This window comes from Ruegeria sp. HKCCD7296 (assembly GCF_013110775.1).
Classification (GTDB): Bacteria; Pseudomonadota; Alphaproteobacteria; order Rhodobacterales; family Rhodobacteraceae; genus Ruegeria.
This window is the reverse complement of the sequence record NZ_WVRF01000004.1, coordinates 72,387-97,641: the sequence shown is the minus strand read 5'-3', so window position 1 is coordinate 97,641 and position 25,255 is coordinate 72,387. Positions and strand designations below refer to the sequence as shown.

Here is a 25,255-nt window from a genome sequence, read left to right as displayed (position 1 = left end):
GGAGGCGCGCGCAGCGCCCCCTAGGCACCCCAGTCTTTGTCCTGCATCTCCCTTAGGCGTGAGGCTGTGCGTTCAAACTCAAAGGTCCCTTCGCCTTCCACATAAAGCATTTCGGGCTCAGCTGCGGCGGAACAGATCAAGCGGACCCTGGCCTCATATAGGGAATCGATAAGGGTTACGAACCGCTTGGCTTCGTTAAAGTTGTTGCGCGACAAGCGTGGGATGTCTTCCAGCACCAGCACCTTCACAGCATCGGCAATTGCCAGGTAATCAGCAGGCCCCAACATCCGTCCACACAGGTCGTAGAATGATGCCCGCGCGACCCCGTTGCGAAAGGCAGGCAGCTCAACCGCGCGGCTATTGACTTGCAAAACAAGCGGTTCGGCGGGGCCGCCTGCAAGATCCTTCCAAACCTCTCGTATGTTCTGCCGGGCTTCTGGGCCGATTGGCGAAAAATAGACCGGCGCACCTTCCAGCCGGTTTTGGCGGTAGTCGGTGGGCGAAACCAGTTCCCAAACCCGTAGCTGTTCCTTGATATGCGCAATGAACGGCAGAAACAGCTGCCTGTTCAGCCCATCCTTGTACAGATCATCTGGATGCCGGTTCGAGGTCGTCACAACCACCACGCCACCCTCATTCAACAGATCGAACAGACGTCCAACAATCATCGCATCGGTGATGTCCGTGATCTGCATCTCATCAAATGCCAGCAGCCGGACGGATTTGACCACATCCTTCGCCACAGGAGCCAGTGCATCTTCGACGTTCTCTTTCCGAGCTTTATGCATCCCAGCGTGGATTTCCTGCATGAAAGCGTGAAAATGGACACGTCGCGCCGGTATGTCGCCGAGCGTTTCGACAAACATATCCATCAGCATCGATTTTCCTCGCCCGACTCCTCCCCAAAGATACAATCCTTTTGGGGGTGGAGGCACTTTGCGGAAAAAACCGCGTTTAACTGGCTCTGACAGCGCGGCACGGATACGTTCGAATTGCGGAAGAACGGCCTCTTGTGCGTCGTCGCGGGTCAGGGTTCCATCCGCGACGCGGGCCTCGTATAGCGATATTAGATCCGTCATAATTCCGAGCCTTACCCGCCCGACCGCCCGTTGAAAAGAAACCATTTTTTTTGGCACATCAAATTTGCTACTCCGTGACTGCAAATCTGCTGAATTGACGTCGCCCGCAAAAGCGATACGGTCCTTTGGACGAAACGCCCGAGATATCAATGCCACAATCCGCCCGCTTGCTGAATCCGATCCTGATCGTCGGATGTATTATCATCACGGTCAGTTTTGCCGTGCGTGCATCGTTCGGCGTGTTCCAGATTCCAATCGCGGATGAGTTCGGTTGGCTGCGCACTGACTTTTCAATGGCGATTGCAATTCAAAACCTGGCGTGGGGCATCGGACAGCCCATCTTTGGTGCAATTGCCGAGAAGATTGGCGACCGCAAGGCGATCATTCTGGGTGCTTTGACCTATGCTGCCGGTATGGTGCTTTCTGCATGGTCCGTCACTCCATTTGAGCATCAGATGTATGCGTGGTTGGTAGGCTTCGGCATCGCAGGTACTGGGTTTGGTGTGGTTCTTGCTGTGGTCGGTCGCGCGTCTTCAGACGAAAACCGCTCGATGTCGCTTGCTATCGTCACAGCCGCAGGAAGTTTCGGGCAGGTGCTGGGTGCCCCCACCGCCGAGTGGCTGCTGACCTTCCTGCCTTGGCAGCAGGTTTTTATCGTGTTTGCGGTCGCGATCCTGGCGCTTGTGCTTGCTCTGCCATTCATGCGCGCGCCGCAAAGTGCCAGCAAGACGGAACTGCAAGAAAGCATGAGCGAGATTTTGGGCAAGGCGTTCCGCGATCCTTCTTATGCTTTGATTTTTATGGGGTTCTTTAGCTGCGGGTATCAGTTGGGATTCATCACCGCCCATTTCCCGGCATTTGTGACCGAAATGTGTGGCCCGATTCAGCCCGGTGGTGTTTTGCATTCCGTCGGTATCACCTCGACGTCAGCGCTTGGGGCCGTGTCGATTTCGCTGATCGGTCTGGCCAATATCGGTGGTACGTTGCTGGCGGGATGGGCAGGGAACCACTTCCCCAAGAAATACCTTTTGGCTGGGGTCTACACGGGGCGCACATTGGCAGCGGCTTTGTTTATCCTGTTCCCGATCACTCCTCTATCAGTCATCGTATTCTCGCTGGTGATGGGATCGCTTTGGTTGGCCACTGTGCCACTCACGTCGGGTCTTGTGGCGCATCTTTACGGCTTGCGGTACATGGGAACGCTTTATGGCATCATCTTCTTCAGCCACCAGCTTGGCAGCTTTCTGGGTGTGTGGTTGGGTGGTCGCTTGTATGATCAATTCGGCGATTACAGCATGGTTTGGTGGATCGGCGTCGCGATCGGAGCATTCAGCGCAATCGTGCATCTGCCCATCCGCGAAAATCGTTCTGCCCTTCCGGCCTAAAATCTTCCTAATCAACAAACCAAAAACGGCAAGCACCTGGTGCGACCCAATTTTTCAACGCGATGCCAGACCTATGTGCTAACCAGCCCTGTCTGGGAATAAGCCAGCCAATCCAGCGGCTGAGGCTTCGCAAACACCACGTTCGGTAATCAGCCCGGTGACAAGCCGGTTTGGGGTGACGTCAAAGGCCGGATTGCCCCCCTCCGTTCCAACTGGGGTCACGCGCACATCCGAAATCGCGGAGTGCTCATCAACACCGAGGACATGAGTCACTTCGCGTGTATCGCGTTCTTCGATTGGAATTTCAGCTACGCCATCGCGCACGGTCCAATCTATTGTCGGAGAAGGCAGGGCAACATAAAATGGAATATTGTTGTCATGCGCTGCCAACGCCTTGAGGTAGGTGCCTATCTTATTGCAGACGTCACCCTGTGCCGTGGTGCGGTCGGTGCCAGTGATAACCATGTCAACCAACCCATGCTGCATCAGGTGCCCCCCGGCATTGTCCACGATGTAGCGATGGGGGATGCCGTGCTCGCCCAGTTCCCATGAGGTCAGCGCACCTTGATTGCGGGGCCGGGTTTCATCCACCCAAACATGCAGGGGGATGCCCTCGTTATGCGCATGATACATGGGGCTTGTGGCTGTGCCCCAATCGACTGTCGCCAACCATCCTGCGTTGCAATGGGTCAACAGCCGCACTGGTTCCCCCGCGGGTTTGCGCGCGGCAATCTCTTTGATCAACTCCAGCCCGTGGCGACCAATTGCGGCGTTGATTTCGACGTCTTCGTCAGCGATTTCCTGCGCCAAGACCCATGCGCGTTCGGCACGATCGGACACAGCCAGCGGCATCAGGGCCTCTCGGCATCTGTCCAAAGCCCAACGCAGGTTGATTGCGGTGGGCCGCGTTGCGTGCAAAACATCATACGCCGCATCAAACGACGCTTCGGAGCTATCACGGGACATCTGTTCAGCTATGCCAAAAGCGGCTGTCGCGCCAATCAAAGGTGCGCCCCTGACCCACATATCCCGAATTGCAGCTGCAAACTCATCCAACGTTTTCAAGGTTACGACCCGGAAATCATGCGGCAACCAGCGTTGATCGATAATCCGAACCTCGCCCTGTGACTTGTCCCACCAAATCGATCTGTAGTGAGTGCCCTGTACTTGCATAATGCAGTCTCCGTGTTCGAATGGTCTGATCAGAATTCAAACACAGCGTGCGTTCTTACGCGGGCCTTGTAAACGGTCGTTTCTGATTTCGTATCAGTATTTTGGATCGGCTTCCGTTATAGTCAGCCACGCGTAGCGGCGCGTATTTCCCGTTCCAATGCATCCAGAAACCGCGACCGATCTGCTTTGCTGAAGGGTCGTCCACCACCACTCGCTCCAAGTGGGTTGGCGGCGCGCAGGTCAGCCATCAAGTCGCGCATCGCGAGTTGTTGACCAATATTGGCTGCGGTGAAAGTCTCGCCGTTGGGGCGCAAGACCCGTGCGCCTGCTTCAACGCATTTGGCAGCCAGAGGGATGTCGGACGTAACAACCACATCCCCTTTACCGCACCGCTCGGCGATCCACTTGTCGGCCTCATCAGCGCCTTCTGAGACGATGACAACCTGCACCAGCGGATTGGCCGATGGGCGAAGCCCCCCATTGGACACCAGCGCCACGGGCACTTTGTGCCGTGTTGCCACCCGTTCAGCTTCGGCCTTCACAGGGCAGGCGTCGCCGTCAACATAAAGCGTGGTCACGCCTTCTTAGCCTCTTTCTTGGCGGGTTCAGCTGGTTTTTTACGCACTTTGAATTCTTCAGGAATAGGCATCCGATTGAACGCATCCAGACCTGCAATCTTGTATGCTTCGGCCAGGGTTGGATAGTTGAACGTGTTCTGAACGAAATAATCCACGGTACCCTTAAGGTTCAACACGGCCTGAGCAATGTGAATCAGTTCGGTCGCGCCTTCGCCAACAATCTGCACACCCAAGACCCGGCGGGTTTTGAGCGAGAACAGCATTTTCAGCATCCCGTGCTCCAACCCCATGATATGCCCGCGCGATGTTTCGCGGAACCGGGCGACGCCGACCTCATAGGGTATACCGCGTTCCTGCAGTTCTTCTTCGGACATGCCGCAGGTTGAAATCTCGGGAACCGAGTAGATGCCGTAGGGATACCACGGGCTTTCCGGCAGTGTGGGTGTTTCAAGTGCGTGACAGGCGGCCACGCGCCCTTGTTGCAGAGACGTCGAGGCCAGAGATGGGTGCCCGATCACGTCGCCGGTCGCATAGATATGCGGCACTGCTGTCTGGTATGTCTTACGATCCACCTTGATCCGGTTGCGGTGATCTGTTTCCAGCCCAACGGCATCGAGATTGAGTTTTGATGTCGCGCCCATGCGTCCGGCAGCAAACAAAAGCATTTCTGCCCGAACATGGCGGCCGTTATCCAATGTCACTTCCACATGTTCACCGGCATCTTCGATCTTTTCAACAGCCGAACCCAATCGCAGGTCAACACCATTTTCTCGGATCTGATGCGTGAAATCATGGATCAAACGGCTGTCGATGAAATCCAGAAACGTGTCGCGCGGTTCGATCAATGTCACCCTTACGTCCAGGGCCGAAAACATCGTGGCGTATTCGACCCCAATGACGCCCGCACCAATGACGACCAAGGATCGTGGAATTTCCGCCATTTCCAGAAATTCGTCACCATCGACCACGGTCTTGCCGTTGAAAGGCACATATTCCGGGCGATAGGTTTTGGTGCCAGTTGCGACCAGGAACTTGGCAGCCGTCACCCGCGTAGTCTCGCCAGCGTCGGTCGCAACTTCGACCTCATGAGGTCCAACGAACTTGGCCAGGCCATCCAGCGTATCGACATGGTTGCGGTTGAACTGGTGTTCCAACACATCGACCTCATGATCGAGCGTCATATGCAGGCGGGCCTTAAGATCTTCGGCGCGAATCTGGTCTTTGACCCGATAGGAACGGCCGTAAAAGCTGCGTTCACGCCAGCCCGAGAGGTTCAGAACCGTTTCACGCAGGGTCTTGGACGGGATGGTGCCGGTATGAACCGAAACACCGCCGAAGCGATCCTTGCGATCGATCACAAGAACGCGACGCTTCAGTTTACCGGCTTGAATGGCTGCTGACCGCCCCGAAGGGCCGGACCCGATGATAATCAGGTCATAGTCATATTCGCTCATGCCTCAGTCTCCGTACAGCGCTTCCGCATGGAATGTGATGTGGTCTTCCATAAATGTGGAAACGAAGAAGTACGAATGGTCATAACCGGGCTGGAAGCGATAGGTTGCCTGCTGACGGCGCTCGGCGATGGCTTGGGCCAGCGCTTCGGGGCGCAGCAGATCCATGAACTGGTCATTGGCACCGGTATCGATCAGGATCGGGCCGTCGAACCCTTTTTCCTTCATCAGTAAAGATGCATCATGCTTGGCCCACAGGGTTTCATCACTGCCCAGATAGGCGCTTAACTGTTTGCGGCCCCAATCTGCACCCGTAGGGTTCGAAATCGGTGCAAAGGCGGAAACCGAGCGGAACCGTCCGGGCAGATTCATCGCCAAAGTCAGGGCTCCGTGACCGCCCATGGAATGCCCGGTGATGGCCTGGCGTTCGCTGTCGATTGCAAAGTTCTCAACCAGCAAGGCGGGCAGTTCTTCGGCGATGTAATCCCACATCTGGAAATGTGGGGCCCAGGGATCTTGCGTCGCGTTTACATAAAACCCTGCGCCCTGTCCCAGATCATAGTCTTCATGATCAGCGACCCCCTCGCCACGCGGCGAGGTATCGGGGAATACAACGGCGATCCCTTGTTCTGCCGCCCAAGCCTGCGCACCGGCTTTGGTCATCGCGTTTTCATGCGTGCAGGTCAGCCCGGAAAGGTACCACAAGATCGGAACCGGTCCGTCCTTTGCCTCGGCGGGAAGAAAAAGGCCAAAGGTCATGTCGCATTGGCAAGCCGAAGAGGCATGGCGGTATACGCCCTGCACTCCGCCAAAACAGGCGTTTTCCGAGAGGGTTTCCATCAGGCATAGTCCTTACATTCGAGTCGCGACATGGCTAACGATCCAAAGACGCCGCGTAAAGTCCGACCACCTTCGGCAAGAGTATTTTTCGAAATGCTGAAGGTCAAAGACCGCTCAGCCAGGTGATGACCAGCGGCACGGTCAGGATGCTGGCAACCGTCGAAAGAAGAATGGCGGCCGAAGCCCTGTGTGGGGCTACCCCGTAATGTGCCGCCAACATGTAAACATTACCTGCTACCGGCAAAGCGGCGGCCGCGATTGCAACCGTGGCCGAAAAGGTATCAATCGGCACCAGCCAGATCAGTGCAACCGCAACACAGGCTGGGTGAATCACCAGTTTACAAAAGCTCAACCAAACGGCGATTTCGACACGTTCAGCAGATTTGTCGGCTAGTGACGCTCCGATGGCAAACAACGCACCCGGGGTAGCAGCACCGCCAAGAATGGTTAGAAAATCATACAAAGGTACAGGGACCGGGATTTCCATCGATGACCAGAGCAATCCCGCCGAGATGGACACAATCATCGGGTTTTTGAGTAACCCAAGCCCAATCAGTTTTAAGGTTGCGGGGGTCAACTTGCCATCGCGGCCTCCGTTAATCAGGATCACGATGAGGGACGAAAAAACAACCAGGTCCACTGTCAGGACCACCATTACCGGTCCGATCGCAGCCTCGCTGAACAAAAGCGCCAGCATGGGCAGCCCCAAAAAGCCAACATTGCCGATAGCTGCGCATTGTGCCTCGACGGCTGCCGTTGGAACATCCAGCCCGCGCATCCATGCGACACAGGTCGCCAGAGCATAAACTGCTATTGTGACGATCAAATACCCAACGACGAGGCGCGCATTGAAGATTTCGGCAAAAGGCAAAGTGGCCGCAAAGCGAAACAGCATAGCTGACAGAGCAAAGAAGAAGACGAATTTGGTCAGATAGGCGGTGGCCTCGGCGGTGAAAAACCGCGTGCGCCCCGCCCAGTATCCCAGGCCGATTATCGCAAAAAAGGGTAGGGTGCGCAGAAAGACATCGACCATGGATCGACTCCTAACATGGTTTGTCTTCGCTGCAAGTCGGTGGCCTCGTAGAGCGCGCGGAAGGTTCGACTAAGACGGAGTCCGAAAATCGTTGTATCTGAACCGAGCGGTTTATAAACTGGTACAACGTTCAATCCCGGAGATGACATGACCCAGACCGCCACCATCCTGCGCACAGGCCGTAAGTTTGATCAGGTTTTGCGCGGGGCCCGAGAGGTTTTCATGGCGGACGGGTTTGAAGGCGCAAGTGTAGACGACATTGCCCGCGCTGCCGGTGTGTCGAAAGCAACTCTGTACAGCTATTTTCCGGACAAGCGCCTTTTGTTCATGGAAGTGGCGCAAAACGAATGTCGCCTGATGTCTGAGCGCATTCTTTCAATGATTGATGAGACCAAACCTGCGCGTGAAGTCCTACAGATCGCCGCCACGCAGCTTACGGCCTTTCTTGTATCCGAATTCGCACAGCAAGTGTTTCGGATTTGTGTTGCCGAGCGGGATCGGTTCCCCGAACTGGGCCGTGCCTTTTACGAGGCCGGACCGCAGAACGGTCAAAGACAAATGGCAGCGTACCTCGAAAAAGCGGTGTCCAAGGGAGAGCTGTGTATCGAGGATGTGCAGATTGCAGCGGAACAATTCTCGGAATTGTGCAAGGTGCGCATCTGGTCGCGCGCTGCATTTGGTATTCAAAACTGCTTTCGCCAAGACGAAATCGATGAAATTGCGACGCAGGCTGTGGACATGTTTATGGCTAACTACGGGTGCGGACCGTCGAAAAAGTGATGGCCAACGCCCTGAACAGGACGTCGACCATCGTTCACTCACCAAAACACTCGATACAGATAAGCTTAATTCCAAAAGCCTTTTGAAATCCTTTACTCGATAAATGTTCGCGCCAAGCGATCACTTATGGGCTGCGCCAAAAAGGCAATTACTGCGCGCTCACCAGTGGTTACAAAAAGGTCTGCAGGCATTCCGGGCACCAGGTCCAGTGCCGCAACCTCGTCAGATTGCTGATCGTCCAGTTTGACCCGCGCTTTGTAGTAGGCTTCGCCGGTCCGTTCATCTTCCAACGCGTCGGCCGAGATATCAAAAATGGCGCCCTGCGCTTCGGGAACGTCGGCCTGGGCGAAGGCAGACATACGAATACGCGCGGCTTGTCCGACCTTCAGCTTGTCGATATCGCCTGGTTTCACACGTGCTTCGACAATCAACTCTTGATCGGCGGGCACGATTTCCATGATGTGTTCACCGGGCCTTATCACCCCGCCCGTGGTTGACGCAGCAAGGTTTACAACCCGACCGCTGGTTGGTGCTAGGATCTCGATCCGCTTGCGGCGCTCCACAACACCGGCAAATTGCGGACGCAAGAGGTCAAGCTGTGCATCGACAACGGCCAACTCACCTGCAAGGACTTCATCCCTCAGCTTTTGCCGACTGATCATTGTCAATTTCAACTCGCTGACCTGGTTTTCCGCCTGGGCAATCTGTGTCCGAAGCGAAGCATCGGCGCCCAAAAGCCGTTCAACCTCGATCTGCCGCGCACTGACCCGTGTGACCGCAACCAAGCCCTTGTCCAAAAGGGTCCGCAAGCCTTCCAGCTCTGTCTGCGTGATGGCCATCTGGTTCTGCGTGCTGATCCGTTGCTCGTTGAGGCCATCGATTTGATCGCGAAGCGCCGAAATACGTTGTGCGTTGATTTCCACCCCGGTCGCGCGGGCGCGGTATTCGGCATCAAACAGTTGTTTTTGCGTCAGAAAAGCAGAGGCCCATTGCACGCGGCTCATACCTTGTTCAAAGCGCTGAAACGCTTGGGATTCGTCAAACCGTGTCTGCCCTTTCATCTGCGCGATCAGCCTGGCGCGGCGTACAGAAAGTTCGCCGATTTGGCTGCCCAGGACGTTCAGATCAACGTCGATTTCGGTGCTGTCCAAGCGGATCAGCGGTTGTCCCTGTTCAACAAACGCGCCATCGGTGACCAGAATGGACCGTATGATCCCACCATCCAGATGCTCGACGGTTTTGCGGTCTCCTTCAACGACGAAGGATGCAGGGGCCACAACAGCACCGTCAAGTTTGGATGCGAACGCCCAGTAGATGCTTCCGCCGACAAAGGCCATCAGAGTGAAGAGACCAACCAGAACATATAGTCGAATACCGGTTGTAGCTTCAGACATGTCAACAACTTGCGCATCATGAAGATCGGGCGCGGTGTTGTTCGAAGTATAGGGAACGATCCGGGTCATTGGGCGGCTCCTTTAATGCGGGTGTTTTCTGAAAGGCGAAGGGCGGGCTTGCCAGATGCAGCGCGTTGCGCGGACGATTTAAGTACATTTTGAGTTTTGACCTTCAATACGTCGCCCTTGTCGCCGAATTGGGTTTGGGATCCGTTGCGAAGAACCATGACCTTGTTGGCCGCCTGCAAGGTGGCCGGGCGGTGGGTCATCACGATACTGATTGAGCCCCTGGCCTGAGCTGCAAGAATGGCGTCGCGCAACGCTTTTTCGCCATCGGCATCCAGATCCGAGTTCGGCTCATCCAGCACCAACACAAACGGGTCACCATAAAGCGCCCGGGCCAGAGCAAGACGCTGTCGCTGTCCGCCAGACAAGAAAAACCCTTTGCCAATGCGCGTTTCATACCCATCAGGCAAGCCGCTGATCAGCTCATGCAATCCGGCCTCGCGAGCAGCGCGCAGCACCTCGGCGTCGTCGATGAACATTGCAAAGCGACCGATGTTTTCGCGGATGGTGCCGTCAAACAGTTCTACGTCCTGCGGCAGATATCCGATCTGCTTGCCCAGATCTTCTTGGTTCCATTTCGACATTGGGCTGCTGTCAAGCAAAACCTCACCGCGCTGCGGGTGCCAAATCCCGGCCAACATCTTACCCAGCGTTGTTTTGCCGGATCCACTGGGGACGATAATCGCCAACACATCACCCGCTGACAGGTTGAAATCAATGCCGCGAAGTGTGGCATTAACTGCACGTGGCGGGGCCGCCTGTGCGATTTTCACATCCAAAGATTTGAACGCACGGGGCAGGTGCAGATTGGCGGGTTTTTCTGCGAATTCTTCGGTCAGTTTGGTAATCTTTGTATATGAGCCGCGTGCCGCCAGAAAAGTGCGCCATTGCCCAATCAACTGATCGATTGGGGCCAGTGCACGGGCCAGTACGATCGTGGCCGCAATCATGACACCAGCCGTGGTTTCACCCGTGATGGCCAGTGCCGCGCCAAGGCCAAGCGCCGCAGATTGCAGCCCCATGCGCAGTGTCTTGGACATGACCGAAAAACTAGCAATCCGGTCAGCAACACGGGCCTTCTGGCGATGCGCATCAACCTGAAGGGCCGTCCAGCGCCGAACCAGATCGGACTTCATGCCCAGAGCATGGACCAGTTCGGCATTGTTGTCCCCGGTTCGAAACAACGCGTCCGAGCGCCCACGGGCCTCTGCGGCCTGCTGCATCGGTTGATGTGCACGGGCATTGTTAATCAGGGCCATCGCGGTCAGCGTCAGGGCTCCGGCCAATCCGAGCAGCCCGAGAAGGGGATGCAGAACATACAAAACCAACAGGTAAATCGGTATCCAAGGGGCATCGAAAAAGGCGGTCAGGCTTGTACCCGAGATGAACTCGCGAAACCCGTTCACGTCTTCAACGAGATTGTCGCCCGCAGCGGCTTCACCCTGTACCCGGCGTTTCATGGCGGCCCCAAGAACGGGGGCGCCAACATTCATTTCGAACCGGGCCGCAAGCCTGCCCAGAATACGCATCCGGATCAGATCAAGGCAGGCGATCACCGCGAAGACGCCCGCCAACAGCAACGACAGGGCGATCAACGTGTCAGCATTCTGGCTGGTCAGCACGCGGTCATAGACTTGGAGCATATAGATTGGTCCGGCCAGCATCAGCAGGTTCAGAAACAGGCTAAAGAAGGCGACCGCAACAAATCCTTTGCGCAGCGACCCCCAAGCGGCTTTGACGGGATTGGTTTTCTGCAACATCGTGTTGATCCTTTCCGGTTTGGAAAAACGGGGCGACCTCAAGCCGCCCCGCCTATTGCTTGCTTAAGCGACGAAATCGTCTTCGCTCAGGTCAGCTGAGTTGATGCCGGCCAGACGGACCGAACCTTCGTTTCCGAAGCTGATCACCGCATCGTCACCGTCTTGGGCCACGTTGACTTGGTTGCCAAAATCGGATCCGAAATCACCGAATTGCAGCTGATCCCGACCAATTTCAAAATCCTCGATGGTGTCATTTCCGAAGTTCGTGCCAAACTGGAACGTATCCGCGCCTTCACCACCGATCAGGACGTCGTCACCGCCTTCACCATTCAGCAGGTCATCACCGTCCGCACCGTTCAGCACATTGGTCTGATCGCTGCCGATGATCACGTCGCCATCATCGGACCCAATAACGTTTTCAATGGAGCGCAGGATGTCGGTTTCAATCTGGTTTTCGATGACGTCCTGCCCAATGACACCGGTGCCACCTTCAGCATTCACGTCCAGCGTGGCCCCTGCATCCACCAGCGTATCCTGCACGACCGGTCCGTTCTGACCAGCAGGTGCATTGTGCAGATGGATGGCCGACACGACGCCAGGGATCGGAGTGTTCAGGTCAGCTTCGTTCAGCCCCACAACGCTCAGTTCACTTGAATACGTGACTTCGCCGGTGGCCAGGTTCTGAGTGATCACAACAGTTGCGTCACCTGTGGCTTCGCTGTCCGAAGTTGGCCCAGGTTCCTGCGCTGCATCCAAACCACCACTGAGGGTCACTGTGCGAATACCGTGTTCCGTCACGTCGCTGTCGACCAGCAATTGGCCACGGATTTCACCACCGGGGAAGTCCGCGGTATGGATGTTATAGTACAGGTTGCCCTGAGCCGCCTGTTCGACAAAAGCCGCACCATCGGTGATGTTTGATCCGAACTGATCCGGCGCAGCAACGACTGCATTCTCAATAGACACGTTGAACCCGGTGTCACGTGTGGCCGTGCCATTGCCGTTGGCGTCCAGACGAACTTCGACCGCAACATCCAGCTCCGAGAAGTCCGCAGTGTCGTTGCCGTCGCCACCGTCGATGAAGTCATTGCCCAGACCACCTGTCAGAACGTTGTCTGCATCGCCGGCGATCAGAACATCATCGCCAGCGCCACCGTCGATGTTGCCATTGGTGGTGCCCAGATCGACAAAGATATCGTCGCCAGCGCTCAGCAGAACATTGCCGTTGATCACACCTGCGTCGTCGTTGACGATTGTAACAGTGCCTGCATCTGAAGCGTCGATGGCATTGACCGTGCCACGGATCTCGCCCTCGTTTAGGATTGCACCCAGCAGGTTCAGACCGCCATCGACGCGGATACCAGCGGCAGCATCCGAGTCTTCGGACCCGGCAATCAGACCTTCGTTGACCACAACACCCGCAAAAGAGGCGTCATCCTGGCTGGTGAACAGGCGCAGACCGTCCCCGACCTGGTTGCCTTCAACCGCGTCGCCACGACCTTGCAGCGTACCTTCGTTCACAACAACCGCCGAGACAACGTCGCCCGACACGTCACCGGTTTGCAGAGATACGGCAGAACCATTGTTGCCTTCGCCCGCATCCACCAAGCCGGTGTTTGTGAACGCATAGTTATCGGCTGTGCCATCCGCATAAACAGTGCCATTGCGCTGGTTTCCGGTGCCAAGGATTTCGCCTTCGTTGAGCACCTCAAGCCCAACGCCATCGATGTTCAGCGCGCGACTGTCTGACGTGACAAGGCCACGGTTAACGAACGATCCGCCGGAATGGTCACCGGTTCCAAAGTAGACGCCGTTCTGACCGCCTGCGAACACACCAGTTTCTTCATTGATCAACTGGCCCTGGAAATTAACATTGTTCACAGCTCGGAATGCGCCAACAGTGCCATTTGCGCCTTCAGATGTGACGCTACCACTGTTGATGATGTTCCCTGTGAACGAGGCAGGCGCAAAGCCACCCTCCTGACGCACACCTTCCAGACGAATGCCGTCGCCCGCCGTACCCAGCGCCGCACCCGCGTTACCACGACCGGCGATGACGCCTGCGTTCTCGATTTCAATGTCACCATTGCCTTCTTCGGCCAGCGATAGCGAGATGCCCGCGCCGTTGTTGTGCTCCCCCGCGTCAATCGTGCCTGTTGCCAGATTGTTGATCGAATAATCACGCGCTGTGTCGTCGGCGTAGATCGTTCCGTTGCGCTGGTCACCGGTACCAAGAACATCACCGCCGTTGATCAGGTCGACGCCAGATCCGTCGATGTTAACCGCGCGACTGCCGGATTGGATGGTGCCAAAGTTCAGCACGTCCAGATCATGTTCACCATTGCCAATGTAAAGGCCGTTGCGAGGGCCTTCGATCACACCGGTTGAGGTGTTCAAGATCTCACCTTCGGCATTTGCGCCATCTGCGATGCGGATTCCGGCAGCTGTGCCCTGATTGCTTTCGGTCGAGATCAGGCCGCTGTTTATGATCTCAGTTTCCAGGATGGTGCCTTCAGCGCCGTCGTCGATCCGGACACCGTCGCCCGCCAGCGGGGTGTTGGCAGCCGCCTGACCGCGGCCCTGAATGGTCGCACCAAAGGCGTTGAACACGTCGGTTTCCACGCGGTCACCGGTTTCATCACCGATCTGCAGGGAAACACCTGCGCCCTGGTTGCCTTCGCCTGCATCAATCGTACCGCCGGTGAAGTTCGAGATCGAGACGTCCTCGGCCGTCGAGTTGGTGTAGATGGTACCATTGCGCTGGTCGCCAGTGCCGACGATGTCGCCAAAGTTGCGCACATCGATGCCCTGACCTTGAATGTCGACAGCACGGCTGTCGGAAGATATGACGCCGCCACGGAAGTTGTCCAGGCTGCCCGAGCTTTCGGCACCAGCAAACTGCACGCCGTTAAACTCACCCGCGATTTCGCCGAAATTGCGAACCGCAGCGCTTCCGGTGACTTGGACACCAGTGGCCAATGCGTCGGGACCATTGTTCGCTTCGATCCGGCCTGAGCGGAAGTTAAAGACATCCACGTCCTGCCCTTGAGCCTGAACGGCGGCAACAGCGTTGTTAGTGACGGTCTCACCAAAGTTCAGCAGGCGTGAAAAATCATTGGCCAGAACAAAGGCAGGTGTGTCGTCGACGACTGTGGATTGAAAGAAGTTGTTGATGAGGGTTTGGCCGTCGCGGGATGTCTCTTGTGCCAGGGTCGACGTGGTCAAGAGACGGGCGCGCAGGCTATCTGCAAATTGGGACAACATGGATCACTCCGTCATTAAGTTGCGTTCGTGCTGGCGACCCATCTGCCGGGCCACCGACGCAACAAAGGACTAGGCCGCCCCGCGCGACATCTGAAATTCATGGTTCAAATCGGGTGTATAACCGTCGCGAATACTCACGGGTTTCGTGAGGTAGGCGCAGGCAGTTTCACAGCAAACAAAGGGATTGCGCCAAATCCAGCGCCAGCTGGAAGGCTATTCAATTTCGAATTCTGACAGATTTGTCATCGGATGTGAGCGCCAATCAGAACCGATAGGCCCCTGCAGCCTTCTGGAATCTGTCGCCAAATCGTATCTTGATAGCTGATTAAATCGCGAATTTTGCTTCAGGACGGGATACCCTTTGAACCTCAGAGATTTGGAATATGTCCTTGCCATCGCCAAACACGGCCAGTTCAGTCAGGCGGCGGCCGCGTGCAACGTGTCTCAGCCGGCAATGTCGAACCAGATCAAAAAGCTGGAACAGGAGCTGGGCGCTGACTTGTTCCTACGTCTGAACAACGAGGTGCGCCCAACGCTGTGCGGCGAACGCATTGTCGAGATTGCGCAGCGTATTCTGAAAGACGCCCAGAAAATCCGCGATACAGCGATCGAATTTCGCGACCCCGAGGCGGTTCCGCTGACAATAGGCATGACGCCGACGCTGGCACCATATCTGACGGGTTACTTTTCAGAGCTTTTCAGCACGCTGTTTCCAAGGATGCGCGTTACGCTGATCGAAGATCTGCCCCAGAACATGCTTCATATGGTCGAAGATCACACATTGGATATGGCGCTGGTCGCCAAGGTCAACAACAGCGCCAATTTAGACTTCACTTCAATCTGGTCCGAGCCATTGTTCTTGGCTTTGCGCCAAGGGCATCCGCTGTCAACGCTTACCTCCATTGCCCCCGATGAGGTACCGCCGCATGATTTTATCCGGCTGCCGCACAGTTTTGGCTACGATCTTGAAGATCATTTGCCAAAACAGGACGGGACAACCCGGATCAGCAAGCGTTTTGATCTGACAGCGTTGCGGTTTGAAACGATCTGTCGTCACATTTGCCATTCAGACGACTGCACAATTGTTTCGGCATTGGCGGCAGAACAGTTCAAGCGGGACAACTGGCCGTTGCACTTTATACCCTTTGAAGCACCGGGGCACCTGCGCGATCTTGGCGCCGCCACGCGCCCCAATTGCCCAAGAAAACCAATGCTCGCACGCATCGGAGCCTATATTCGGGAAAATCCACCTGTGGGTGTGATCCCGACTTATCAGTCGGATGGCCTAACTGAAGGTAAAACCAAGCCCTCCGTCACGGTGCCTGAGAAAGCCTGACGTTTTTAAAATGTACCGGGCTGCCCACTCAGCCTATTGACGTAAGCCAAAGTGCGGTTCTATCGGTTGGCGTGTCGAAAGCCACACATGTTTTAGTTGTGGCTCTTGGGGCAAGGGATCGGAGCATGACCAAATCTGAAATCCGCCACGACGGAATGCGCATCGGGGGGCAGGTCGTATTCACGGAAAACACTGTTCCGGTTCACTACCCTTATACGAATGCCGTGATCGGCACGGTTCCGGCTGGAACTGCCCAACACGTGCGGCACGCTTTTGAAATCGCAGCGAACTACACCCCTAGTTTGACGAGGTACGAGCGCAGTCAAATCCTGCGGCGTGCCGGCGAGTTGATCGGAGAAAGGCGCGATTATCTGGCCAAGTGGCTGACGCTTGAGTTGGGGATTTGCCTTCAGCACTCGATCTATGAAACCAAACGCGCACAAGACGTGTTTCAGTTCGCCGCCGCCGAAGCTCTCAAAGATGATGGAGAGGTGTTTTCTTGCGATCTGACTCATAATGGGAAGGCTCGTAAAATCTTTACGAAGCGTGAGCCCGTCAAGGCGATCAGCGCGATTACTCCGTTCAATCATCCGCTGAACATGGTCAGTCACAAAATCGCACCGTCAATTGCGACCAATAATTGTATGGTTTGCAAGCCGACCGAGCTGACGCCTCTGACAGCACTGACACTGGCCGACATTCTATACGAGGCGGGCCTGCCGCCCGAGATGTTCCAGGTCGTCACTGGTTGGCCACAGGATATTGGCGACGAAATGATCACCAATGAAAATATCGACATCATCACCTTTACCGGTGGCGTCCCTGTGGGCAAGCTGATCGCCTCAAAGGCAGGCTACAGGCGACAGGCGCTTGAGTTGGGCGGGAATGACCCGCTGATTGTGCTGAATGATCTGGGCGACGCTGATCTAGAGCGCGCAGCAACGATCGCAGTTGCGGGGGCCACGGGGAATTCAGGTCAGCGATGCACCGCCATTAAACGCATTCTGGTGCAACACAGTGTGGCGGATCGTTTTGTTCCTTTGGTCCTGGAAAAGGCCAAGGCCATCCGGTTTGGTGACCCTCAGAACCCCGAAACCGAGTTGGGTTGTGTCATTCATGCTGACGCGGCAGAGCTGTTTGAGAACCGTGTGATGAAAGCGGCAGAGCAAGGGGCAGAAATCCTTTACCATCCGGGTCGGCAGGGCGCGTTACTGCCGCCGATTGTCATCGACAGAGTCCCTCATGACAGTGAATTGGTCATGGAAGAGACCTTTGGCCCGGTCATTCCGATTGTCCGCGTGCCCGATGATGACGCTGCGGTTTTGCGGATATCAAACAGCACCGCTTTTGGCTTGTCGTCAGGTGTCTGCACCAATGATCTGAACCGGGCCATCGCATACATCAATGGTCTGGATGTGGGCACCTGCAACATTTGGGAGCAACCCGGCTATCGGATCGAAATGTCACCCTTCGGAGGGATCAAGGACAGCGGCAACGGAGTAAAAGAAGGCGTTATCGAAGCGATGAAGTTCTTCACCAACGTCAAAACCTATTCGCTGCCCTGGCCTCAGTAGGTTGTGCGCATCTGGTACCCCTGATGAAACGTCATACGTACGAAAGTCACAGGATCGTTGCGAAACCATGTTGTGCGCTCCAACTGAAACAAGGGTGTACCAGGAGGGACGGCAAGAAATTCCTGCAAGGGTGCCGTGGCGGGAACGGCGGAAAAGGCGATCTCGGCGTTCGAAAATGGCACTTCTGACAACAGCCACTCATTTGGCCCGATGTTCAGAAAGTCCTCGTTCACGACCTGAGGCACAGCACTAACGTTGATCCAGCGTTCTTCGAACTGAAATGGCCGATTGTCGGCGTGGTGCATACATTGCAGATGTACGATCTGCGCGCCTTCTGGAATGTTCAATTTTGCCTGAAGCCACGCGGGACAATCAACCATGGTTCGACTGACCAGGGCATATCGGTACTTGGCGTTCATCTCTTCGATGGTCTGCCGTACCACCGTAATCGGCAACTTGGCTTGTTTTACGGGCGTGGTTACAACGCGCGTGCCGCCCTTGCGCTTGCGGGTTACGATGCCCTGTTCCGCCAATTCGCGCAGCGCCCGGTTAACGGTTGCGCGCGCAACGCCAAATTCCGCCGCCAATTCCAACTCAGTCGGCAACAGGCTGCCCTGCGGCCAGACACGGGTTTGAATTCGGTTGATCACCTCATCGCGAATGTCCTGAAAGCCGATGTTTTTTTGCTCGGTCACGCTGCGCATTTTCCATTAAGTATATTCATAATTCAATTATGAAATCATTTAGCCTTCAGGTAAAGAGCCACACCAGAGGCTATAGCTTGGCAAGAAGATCCGTCATCGCCTGACGGTAGTTCGACACGATCTGATCCCGTGCGATATGGCGACCCTCGCTCACCCGGTGGCGACCCGCCGACCAAACGTCAGTGACGACCTGATCTTTTGCCGCAAACACCAACCCATCAAGCAACTGCTCTGATGTCAAAGCGCAAAGCGCTGGGTTTTGGCTGTCGATGGCCACCAGATCGGCCAGCTTGCCAACGGCGACTTCGCCCGAGTCGCGGCCCAAAGCTTTCGCGCCACCCATGGCCGCGCCACAATAGAGTGTCTGCCCGACCGACCCTTCGCCGGCAACCATGACATTGCGCGACAGATCGCGCAGACGCTGGGAATACTCCAACGTGCGCAACTCTTCTGTCAGGGAAATCAACACATTTGAGTCTGATCCCACGCCAAACGTGCCACCCGCGCTCAGAAAAACAGCTCCATTGAACGGTCCGTCCCCCAGATTGGCTTCAGTCACAGGACACAGCCCCGCAACAGCCCCGGTTGCCGCCATATCAAGGGTTTCCTGGTCGGTCATATGGGTGGCATGGATCAGGCACCAACTGTCATCGACCTGCACATTGTCCAGAAGCCACTCGACCGGGCGCGCGCCCAATCCGGCCTGGACTTCGGACACTTCCTTGGGCTGTTCGGCGATGTGAATGTGGCACGGACCGTCACGTCGCGCGGCCAAAACGCGAACCAGATCAGCCGGAGAGGTGGCGCGCAAAGAATGAGGCGCGATGCCGACGCGGCAGTCGTCGGGCAGACCGGCAAGTGCGTCCCGCGTCTGATCCACCAGTTTGCAAAAGCGATCCACATCATTGCCGAACCGGGTTTGACCCGGCTCCAACGGCTTTTCGCCAACCCCGGCGTAAGAATACAGCACAGGCAGATGCGTTAGGCCAATGCCGGTCTCGAATGCGGCCTCCATGATCCGGTCGGATAACTCGGTCAGTCGATCATAAGGTTTGCCGTCTGGTTGATGATGCAGATAGTGGAATTCACCGACTGAGGCATATCCAGCTTCCTGCATCTCCATATAAACCAAGGCGGCGATTGCCTGAACCTGATCCGGTGTCAGATGTTTAGTGAATCGATACATCAGATCGCGCCACGTCCAGAAACTGTCTCGACCCGCAAGGCGGTATTCGGTCATCCCAGCCATGGCGCGCTGAAATGCATGGCTGTGCAAATTGGCAAGTGCAGGCAACAAAGTGTCCACGCACACATCCCCTGGTCGGCCTGCTGTCGCCGGTTGAAGCGATACGATTCTACCGTCTTCAACCTCGACCCGCGTATTGCTTGCCCACCCCCCGCTCAACAGAGCACGTTTTGCAAAGATCGCCACGATTTTCACCTCATTTTATGGATAGACATATTGCATATAGAAATGTACGAGAAAAGAGAGAACTGCAAGGAGGCGCAGAGTCGGATGCACTCGCAAGATCGGGTTTTTTCAGATCTGAACGCGGCAACGATGGTTGCAGGACCTGCAGCTTATGGGCTGATCCACGACGCGGCGATTGCGGTCAAGGATGGCGGGATCGCATGGGTCGGGCCTGAAGCCAGCTTGCCGGAGCAGTTCAAAGGGTTTTCGCAAACTACTTTGGACGGCCGTCTTGTCACGCCTGCGCTGATCGATTGTCACACCCATGTGGTGCATGGCGGCCATCGTGCTGTCGAATTCGAGATGCGGCTGAACGGTGCCAGCTATGAGGAAGTCGCGCGCGCGGGCGGGGGCATCATCTCGACTGTGAAGGCCACGCGCGAGGCTACTGTCGAAGAACTGATCACGCAGGCGCTGCCGCGTTTGGATGCGATGCTGGCCGAAGGTGTTTCAGTGATTGAGGTCAAGTCCGGTTATGGCCTGGATCGTGACACCGAATTGAACATGCTGCGAGCCGCCCGCGCGCTGCCGGACCATCGCCCCATTCGCGTTGTAACCAGTTTTCTGGGCGCACATGCGGTGCCTGCTGAGTATAAAGACCGACCTGACGCTTATATCGCCGAGGTCTGTATCCCAACCCTACGAAAAGCCCATGACGAGGGCTTGGTGGATTCAGTGGATGCTTTCTGCGAAGGAATTGCTTTCCTCCCGGACCAGCTGGCGCCGTTGTTTGATGCGGCGAAAGACCTTGGCCTGCCGATCAAATGCCATGCCGAGCAACTGTCCAATCTCGGGGGCACAAAACTGGCCGCCTCATACGGCGCTCTGTCCGCGGACCACATCGAATATTTGGACGAAGAAGGCGTTCGGGCGATGGCCAATGCGGGAACAGTCGGAGTGATCCTGCCCGGCGCCTTCTATACCCTGCGGGAAACCCAAGCCCCTCCAATTGATTTGCTACGCAAGCACAACGTGCCGATGGCGTTGGCCACTGACTGCAACCCGGGGTCGGCCCCGATGACATCGCTGCTTTTGACCATGAATATGGGCTGCACCCTGTTTCGCATGACACCGGAAGAGGCTCTGACCGGGGTCACCACCAATGCGGCCCGCGCCCTGGGTCTGTCCGATTGCGGCCAGATCGCCCCCGGACAGCGCGCCGATCTTGCGGTGTGGAACGTCACCCACCCGGCAGAACTAGCCTATCGTGTGGGCTTCAACCCTCTTCATACTCGCATACTTGGAGGCGCAATTTGACGACCCTGACACTCACCCCCGGTGCAGTCACTTTAGCGCAACTGGAACAGGTCTATCGCGAGGAATGCGCCGTGCGGCTAGACCCTGTATGCCGCGCCGGTATCGAGGCTGCTCATGCGCGTATCGCCGAGGCTGCTGCGGGTGAGACTGCAGTCTACGGCGTCAATACCGGCTTTGGCAAGCTGGCCAGCGTCAAGATTGCCGCCGAGGATACAGCGACGCTGCAACGCAATCTAATTCTGTCCCATTGCTGTGGTGTTGGCCCGGCCATTCCGCGCACGGTTGCGCGGCTGATGATGGTGCTGAAACTGCTCAGCCTCGGGCGCGGCGCGTCTGGCGTGCGGCTGGAACTGATCGACCTGTTGGAGGCCATGCTGGACAAAGGTGTGACCCCGCTGATCCCTGCGCAAGGCTCGGTTGGTGCGTCAGGCGATTTGGCGCCGCTGTCGCATATGGCCGCAGTTATGATGGGCGCGGGTGAGGCCGAATTCGGCGGGACTGTTATGCCCGGTGGTGAGGCGTTGGCGGCGGCGGGTTTAACACCCGTTGAGTTGGGCCCCAAAGAAGGTCTGGCGCTGATCAACGGCACGCAGTTCTCAACTGCGTTTGCTTTGGCGGGATTGTTCGGCGCGTGGCAAGCGGCGCAGAGCGCGTTGGTCACTTCGGCACTGGCCACCGATGCAATCATGGGATCGACCGCGCCGTTGCAGCCCGAGATCCATACGTTGCGCGGCCATCGCGGCCAGATCGAAGCCGGGTCCACGATGCGGGCTATCCTAGCCGGTTCTGTAATCCGCGAAAGCCATCGCGAAGGCGATACACGGGTACAGGACCCCTATTGCATCCGCTGCCAACCGCAGGTTGTCGGTGCCGCGATGGATGTGCTGAGGCAGGCAGCCAAGACGTTGGAGATTGAGGCAAATGCCGCCACCGACAACCCGCTGGTTTTGCCCGAGGCCGGGCTGATCGTCTCGGGTGGCAATTTCCACGCGGAACCTGTGGGCTTTGCTGCCGACATGATCGCTCTGGCGCTTGCCGAGATCGGAGCCATTGCACAGCGTCGAATTGCGCTGATTGTCGATCCAGCGCTCAGCTTTGATCTGCCGCCTTTCCTGACGCCAAATCCCGGCCTGAACTCGGGCTATATGATTGCCGAAGTGACAACCGCCGCGTTGATGAGCGAGAACAAACATCTTGCAAACCCCTGCGTGACGGATTCAACACCTACGTCAGCCAACCAAGAAGATCACGTTTCGATGGCGGCCCATGGCGCGAGGAGATTGGGACAGATGGTCACCAATCTGGAACGTATTCTGGGGGTCGAACTGCTTTGCGCTACGCAAGGGGTCGAGTTCCGCGCGCCATTGCCTACCAGTGAGACCCTTCAAGCTGTAATGGCCAAGCTAAGAGCTGTGGTCCCTGTATTGGGTGATGATCGATACATGGCGCGCGAGATCGAAGCAGCATGGACCTTGATCGCCAGTGGCGAGATCGCACATGGCACAGGCATCGCGATGCCGGAGCTTGGCGCATGACTGGTTCGGTTCAAGTCATACGTGGTGACAGCCCTGTTGTTCTGGGCCTGCCGCACACCGGCACCGATGTGCCCGCAACGATCGAGGCCAAGCTGAACGCGCGGGGCAGGGCGTTGGCGGATACGGACTGGCATATCCACACGCTTTACGAGGGCCTCCTGCCTGGCGCGACAACTGTGCGGGCAACCTTTCATCGTTATGTGATTGACGCCAATCGCGACCCGTCAGGCGTGTCGCTTTATCCCGGTCAAAACACAACGACGCTGGTCCCGCTTACGGATTTTGACGGGCAAGACATCTGGGATATTCTGCCAACAGAGAAGGATATAGTTGAAAGGCGCGAGGCGTTTCACGCCCCCTATCATGCCGCGCTGCGGGCCGAGCTGGAGCGGGTCAAGGCGATCCATGGAATTGCGGTTTTGTATGATTGCCATTCAATCCGCGGCCACATCCCCTTTCTTTTCGACGGCATTCTGCCTGACCTGAACATTGGAACAAACAATGGCGTGACGTGCGCGCCCGCTATCGAAGCCATCTCACATGAGTTCGCGTCATCCTCACCGTACAGCACCATTTTGAACGGCCGATTCAAGGGCGGATGGACGACCCGGCATTATGGCAACCCTGCCGAGGGCATCCACGCCATACAGATGGAACTGGCGCAGTCCACCTACCTGAGCGCTGAAACTGCGCCTTGGACCTACGACACTGAAAAGGCCAACCGCCTGCGCCGCTGGCTAAAAGACATACTGGACGCCATCCAGGACACTGCATTGGAGATTGCCGCATGACCGATCCTCGCAAGAACACCCGTGATGTTTACCCGCCCACCGGGCCAGAGCTAAACGCCAAAAGCTGGATGACCGAGGCACCAATGCGGATGTTGATGAACAACCTGCACCCGGATGTCGCGGAAAACCCGCACGAGTTGGTTGTTTATGGCGGTATAGGGCGCGCGGCGCGGACGTGGAACGACTTCGACACGATCGTCGCCAGCCTCAAGGATCTGGAAGAGGATGAAACGCTGGTCGTCCAGTCCGGAAAGCCGGTGGCCATTGTGCGGACCCATTCGGATGCGCCCCGTGTACTGATCGCGAATTCGAATCTGGTACCCCATTGGGCCAATTGGGATCACTTCAACGAGCTCGATAAAAAGGGTCTGATGATGTACGGCCAGATGACCGCTGGCTCGTGGATTTATATCGGTACGCAGGGCATCGTTCAGGGTACCTATGAGACCTTTGCCGAAGCCGGACGTCAGCACTATGGCGGCGACCTGACCGGCAAGTGGATCCTGACCGGCGGATTGGGTGGAATGGGCGGCGCGCAGCCTCTGGCGGCTGTCTTTGCTGGGGCCTGTTGTTTGGCTGTCGAGTGCAACCCCGACAGTATCGATTTTCGCCTGCGCACCAAATATCTGGATGAAAAGGCCGAAACGCTGGACGAGGCGCTAGAGATGATCGACCGCTGGACCAAGGCGGGCGAAGCAAAATCAGTGGGCCTTTTGGGCAATGCCGCTGAAATCTTTCCCGAGATTTACCGACGGATGCAGGCCGGTGGCATGCGACCCGACATTGTCACCGACCAAACCTCGGCCCATGATCCGGTCAACGGGTATCTGCCGCTGGGCTGGAACATGGCACAGTGGCGGGACAAGCGCGAAAGCGATCCCAAAGCGGTCGAAAAAGCGGCGCGCGCATCGATGAAGCAGCACGTGGCCGCCATGGTCGATTTTTGGAATGCGGGCGTTCCGACGCTGGATTACGGCAACAATATCCGTCAGGTGGCCCAGGATGAGGGACTGGAAAATGCCTTTGCCTTCCCCGGCTTCGTGCCCGCCTATATCCGCCCGCTCTTCTGCCGGGGTATCGGCCCGTTCCGTTGGTGCGCGCTTTCGGGCGACCCCGATGACATCTACAAAACAGACGCCAAGATGAAGGAGCTGTTCCCCGAGAACACCCATCTGCACAACTGGCTCGACATGGCGCAGGAGCGGATCGCGTTTCAGGGCCTGCCCGCACGCATCTGCTGGATAGGGTTGGGCGACCGGCATCGGGCCGGGTTGGCGTTCAACGAAATGGTCCGCAATGGCGAGCTGAAGGCACCCGTTGTCATTGGTCGAGATCATCTGGACAGTGGTTCGGTAGCCTCGCCAAACCGCGAGACCGAGGCGATGAAAGACGGTTCGGATGCAGTCAGCGATTGGCCACTGCTGAACGCGCTTGTGAATACGGCGTCGGGTGCGACATGGGTCTCTCTGCATCACGGCGGGGGTGTTGGCATGGGGTTTAGCCAGCACGCAGGTGTCGTTATTTGCGCAGACGGCACGGACGAAGCGGCCAAACGGCTTGAGCGGGTTCTCTGGAATGATCCAGCCTCGGGCGTTTGGCGTCATGCAGATGCCGGATATGAGGAGGCCAAAGCCTGTGCGCGTGAGCACGGGCTGCGTTTGCCGGGCATTTTGGGCTGACTGACCCTTTCGAAATTGATTATGCTGGTGGCCAGCGCCGATGGCTTTGGTTTTGAGCAGGGACTCTTTTGGTCAGGACCAGGCCGATCAGCAAATCGTAAGGTT

The 25,255-nt window shown here is 56.7% G+C and carries 19 protein-coding genes; 8 read left to right on the top strand and 11 right to left on the bottom strand.

Features of this window, described 5'->3' with window-relative positions; genetic code table 11:
* Positions 1–20: 20 nt before the first annotated feature.
* Positions 21–1,079 carry a cell division protein ZapE gene (gene zapE, locus GS632_RS07670; RefSeq protein WP_171621021.1) on the bottom strand — a complete coding sequence of 353 codons (1,059 nt, stop codon included), beginning with the start codon at positions 1,077–1,079 and terminating at the stop codon, positions 21–23.
* Positions 1,080–1,228: 149 nt separating this feature from the next.
* Between zapE and GS632_RS07665 the strand changes: the two genes are divergently transcribed.
* Complete coding sequence (locus tag GS632_RS07665; protein ID WP_171176880.1) at positions 1,229–2,464, top strand: MFS transporter; 1,236 nt, start codon at positions 1,229–1,231, stop codon at positions 2,462–2,464.
* A 78-nt stretch (positions 2,465–2,542) separates the two neighbouring features.
* Here GS632_RS07665 and mtnA read toward each other — a convergent pair whose 3' ends face one another.
* The 5 genes from mtnA to GS632_RS07640 all read right to left on the bottom strand — a co-directional run bounded on the left by mtnA (position 2,543) and on the right by GS632_RS07640 (position 7,539).
* Positions 2,543–3,637 carry an S-methyl-5-thioribose-1-phosphate isomerase gene (gene mtnA, locus GS632_RS07660; protein WP_171238315.1) on the bottom strand — a complete coding sequence of 365 codons (1,095 nt, stop codon included), beginning with the start codon at positions 3,635–3,637 and terminating at the stop codon, positions 2,543–2,545.
* Between the two features lie 122 nt (positions 3,638–3,759).
* Positions 3,760–4,215 carry a YaiI/YqxD family protein gene (locus GS632_RS07655; RefSeq protein WP_171176884.1) on the bottom strand — a complete coding sequence of 152 codons (456 nt, stop codon included), beginning with the start codon at positions 4,213–4,215 and terminating at the stop codon, positions 3,760–3,762.
* A complete protein-coding gene (gene sthA / locus GS632_RS07650; protein WP_171176886.1) occupies positions 4,212–5,669 on the bottom strand; it encodes a Si-specific NAD(P)(+) transhydrogenase in 1,458 nt (485 codons plus the stop codon). The genes GS632_RS07655 and sthA overlap by 4 nt, the downstream gene beginning before the upstream one ends.
* A 3-nt stretch (positions 5,670–5,672) precedes the next feature.
* Positions 5,673–6,506, bottom strand: coding sequence for an S-formylglutathione hydrolase (gene fghA / locus GS632_RS07645; protein ID WP_171176888.1), 834 nt, complete (start codon positions 6,504–6,506; stop codon positions 5,673–5,675).
* A 103-nt stretch (positions 6,507–6,609) separates the two neighbouring features.
* Complete coding sequence (locus tag GS632_RS07640; RefSeq protein WP_171176890.1) at positions 6,610–7,539, bottom strand: AEC family transporter; 930 nt, start codon at positions 7,537–7,539, stop codon at positions 6,610–6,612.
* A 147-nt stretch (positions 7,540–7,686) separates the two neighbouring features.
* Between GS632_RS07640 and GS632_RS07635 the strand changes: the two genes are divergently transcribed.
* Positions 7,687–8,319 (top strand): TetR/AcrR family transcriptional regulator, encoded by a 633-nt coding sequence (locus GS632_RS07635; protein WP_171176892.1) that lies wholly within the window; start codon positions 7,687–7,689, stop codon positions 8,317–8,319.
* A 92-nt stretch (positions 8,320–8,411) separates the two neighbouring features.
* On the opposite strand, the gene GS632_RS07630 is transcribed toward GS632_RS07635, so the two are convergent.
* From GS632_RS07630 to GS632_RS07620, 3 genes are all read right to left on the bottom strand, one after another.
* On the bottom strand, positions 8,412–9,782 hold the full coding sequence (locus GS632_RS07630; RefSeq protein ID WP_171721320.1) for an HlyD family type I secretion periplasmic adaptor subunit: 1,371 nt from the start codon (positions 9,780–9,782) through the stop codon (positions 8,412–8,414).
* The gene (locus tag GS632_RS07625; RefSeq protein ID WP_171721321.1) at positions 9,779–11,539 is read right to left on the bottom strand and encodes a type I secretion system permease/ATPase; all 1,761 of its coding nucleotides are present in this window, start codon (positions 11,537–11,539) and stop codon (positions 9,779–9,781) included. Before GS632_RS07625 ends, GS632_RS07630 begins: the two co-directional genes overlap by 4 nt.
* Before the next feature lie 63 nt (positions 11,540–11,602).
* Positions 11,603–14,803, bottom strand: coding sequence for an S-layer family protein (locus GS632_RS07620; RefSeq protein WP_171721322.1), 3,201 nt, complete (start codon positions 14,801–14,803; stop codon positions 11,603–11,605).
* 361 nt (positions 14,804–15,164) lie between these two features.
* On the opposite strand from GS632_RS07620, the gene GS632_RS07615 reads away from it, so the two are divergent.
* A complete protein-coding gene (locus GS632_RS07615; RefSeq protein WP_171176901.1) occupies positions 15,165–16,139 on the top strand; it encodes a LysR family transcriptional regulator in 975 nt (324 codons plus the stop codon).
* Between the two features lie 125 nt (positions 16,140–16,264).
* Positions 16,265–17,713 carry a phosphonoacetaldehyde dehydrogenase gene (gene phnY, locus GS632_RS07610; protein ID WP_171176903.1) on the top strand — a complete coding sequence of 483 codons (1,449 nt, stop codon included), beginning with the start codon at positions 16,265–16,267 and terminating at the stop codon, positions 17,711–17,713.
* Here the strand turns inward: phnY and GS632_RS07605 are convergent.
* The gene (locus GS632_RS07605) at positions 17,707–18,417 is read right to left on the bottom strand and encodes a GntR family transcriptional regulator (RefSeq protein WP_171176906.1); all 711 of its coding nucleotides are present in this window, start codon (positions 18,415–18,417) and stop codon (positions 17,707–17,709) included. The two genes, phnY and GS632_RS07605, sit on opposite strands and share 7 nt — an antisense overlap.
* A gap of 70 nt (positions 18,418–18,487) precedes the next feature.
* The gene (locus GS632_RS07600; protein WP_171177295.1) at positions 18,488–19,852 is read right to left on the bottom strand and encodes a formimidoylglutamate deiminase; all 1,365 of its coding nucleotides are present in this window, start codon (positions 19,850–19,852) and stop codon (positions 18,488–18,490) included.
* Positions 19,853–19,933: 81 nt separating this feature from the next.
* Here GS632_RS07600 and hutI point away from each other — a divergent pair, with 81 nt between their 5' ends.
* Genes hutI through hutU form a run of 4 tightly spaced genes read left to right on the top strand, consistent with a single transcriptional unit; the run spans position 19,934 to position 25,150 of the window.
* The gene (gene hutI / locus GS632_RS07595; protein WP_171177297.1) at positions 19,934–21,145 is read left to right on the top strand and encodes an imidazolonepropionase; all 1,212 of its coding nucleotides are present in this window, start codon (positions 19,934–19,936) and stop codon (positions 21,143–21,145) included.
* Positions 21,142–22,680 (top strand): histidine ammonia-lyase, encoded by a 1,539-nt coding sequence (gene hutH, locus GS632_RS07590; protein WP_171721323.1) that lies wholly within the window; start codon positions 21,142–21,144, stop codon positions 22,678–22,680. The genes hutI and hutH overlap by 4 nt, the downstream gene beginning before the upstream one ends.
* Positions 22,677–23,471, top strand: a complete 795-nt coding sequence (gene hutG / locus GS632_RS07585; protein ID WP_171176910.1) for an N-formylglutamate deformylase — start codon at positions 22,677–22,679, stop codon at positions 23,469–23,471. Before hutH ends, hutG begins: the two co-directional genes overlap by 4 nt.
* A complete protein-coding gene (hutU, locus tag GS632_RS07580; protein WP_171176912.1) occupies positions 23,468–25,150 on the top strand; it encodes a urocanate hydratase in 1,683 nt (560 codons plus the stop codon). Before hutG ends, hutU begins: the two co-directional genes overlap by 4 nt.
* Positions 25,151–25,255 lie beyond the last annotated feature (105 nt).